The following is a 2,187-nucleotide window of genomic DNA, read 5'->3' on the forward strand; positions in this document are numbered from 1 at the left end:
GCCGGGCCGGCGCCGAGGTGCCCGGAAGAGGTCGAAACGGCGGCGGGTGCACCCGCCGCCGTTTCTGTGCCCCGGCTTGTGGCGGCCAACAAGGGGGGTGGTGGGCCGCCGGCCGGGAGTTCGGGCTGGACACGGTCCAGGTATCCGGGCGGCGCGGTGCCGTCCGGGTTTGGCGCGCACGGCACCGGGATCGAGGCGCGGCATGCCCCTCGATCCGGTGTCGTGTATCGGTCACTTCAACGGGCCGGTCGCCGCGGCTGACTACATGCCGCGGGCCGGCACATCATCGGACCGGCCCGTGACTCCAACCATGACATCCCGTCACACCATGATCCGCGGCGCGGCGACGTGCCCCTCGCCACAGTCACGCTCAGTGACCACGGCCCCGGGGTCGGCGTGCGGGCCGGGCGGGCCCCCGGGACGCCATTTCCGTCGCTTTCCTCAGCGGGCCATTAAGAATGGCTTAAATTCCATGGCCGGCCACGTCCTTGAAACAATTCGAGCAGTTCATGGAATGGTCGCCGACCGCTGCCGACGCGGTGACTTTCCGTCAATCGACCGGAACCTTCCGCACCTCGTACCTCGGCGATTGAACCGCTTGGCGCCCGCGCGCGTACTGTCCGTCGACGGACCACTCCCGGCGGGCCGCGGCGCCGGGGCCGGTTCCGGACGCGACGGTCGTCCGTGAGTCGGGTGATGCGCCACCGCGGGCGGTAGCGCCGTACGCAAATCCGTGGTTAACCTTCCAAGTCAGTCCGCGCGGAAGGTGTTACGGGGCGCGTACGCGGCGGCGAGACGGGGGGCACGTATGCGGCAGGGGGCCGGCTCGCGGCATCCTCGTTCGCGCGCCCTCGAGGGCCGCGCCGGGGTGACCCGATGAGCTTCGAGGACGACGAATACTGGGAATCCGAGTACGACGACAACCGCAAGGTGCCGTACACGGACTCCACCGCCACGGCCCGGGACCCCTATGCGGACGCCGTCGCGGCCCGCTGGGGCGCCGACACCCGCCGGCCCGTGCAGCGCACCCAATACATCGAGGACGACGATTTCAACAAGGCGCCGGACCCGGTGCCCGCCCCGGTTCCCACGCCCGCCTCCACCCCGGTCGCCTCGTTCGATCCGGGCGTCGACGAACTCGCCGAACGCCGCCGTCAGCGACGGGAGGCCGGCTACCAACGGTCACCGAACCGCGACAAGCGCATCAGTTCGGCCTTCGACGGTGACCGCCCGGGCTGGCTGGACGACCCCTCGTTCGCCCCCGCCGACCTCGATGCCGCCCCGGTCTCGCCGCCCGGCGCCGAGGGCTGGCAGCGCCGCAGCCTCGACTTCGACGAGCTCGAGTACGACGACCGCGACTTCGACGTGCAGGACTGGGAGGAGCAGCGCCGCCACAACACCGCGCGCCGCGCCCGCCTGACGCAGGACCGGGTGGTGCAGGACCGAGACGCCGTCGAGCAGGACGGCCTCGTCCGGCGCACCCGTCCCGAGGTGCCCGACGTGGCCAGCGGCAGGGCCCGGGTGTCGCCGGTCGCGCCGGACGAGGCGCCGCAGGACGATCGCCGGTCCCGGCGCGGGCGCGACTTCGATCCACTCCTCGACGATCTGCGCGAGGAGGACCTGCGCCCCTACGAGAACCCGGAGCAGGACGACGACGAGGCGCCCCGCGTCAAGAGCAGGGCCACTCCCCCGGTCGCACCGCGGGTGATCAGCAAGGCGACGCCGCCGGCGACGCCGCGCGTGATCAAGAAGGCTGAGCCGCCGGCGCCGCCCCGCGTCGTCAACGCGCCGCCGCAGACCGCCGCGCCGCGGGTGGTGACCCCGGCTCCGCCGAACCTGCCGAAGACGCCCGCCGCGTCGGCCGACGTGCTGCGTCCCACGTCGCCCGCGGGCGGCTCGCCGCAGACGCCGCCGGCCGGCTACGACCCGGGCAACCCGGCGCGCGGTCGCGGCGCAACCGAGACCCCCGCCGCACCGGGCCGGACCGGTGGGATGCCGATGGCGCCCGCCGCGTACGACCAGGGCCAGGCGGGCACCGGTTATCCGCAGGCCAACCCCGCCGGCCCGCGCCGGCCCCGGGTCGGCTTCGTCTCGCCGTCCGGCCTGCCCGGCGAGCCGCCGGCCGTGGCACCGGCGAACCCGGCCGCCTTCGACCCGGCCGCCTTCGACCCGGCCGCCCCCGACTCC

1 pseudogene is annotated in these 2,187 nt (G+C 74.1%); it reads left to right on the forward strand.

The annotated features are described in order from the left end of the window. Positions 1-876: 876 nt before the first annotated feature. Positions 877-2,187: pseudogene (locus AB0F10_RS45325) on the forward strand (hypothetical protein); the annotation flags it as partial.

The organism is Actinoplanes sp. NPDC026623, assembly GCF_040638275.1.
GTDB lineage: Bacteria > Actinomycetota > Actinomycetes > Mycobacteriales > Micromonosporaceae > Actinoplanes.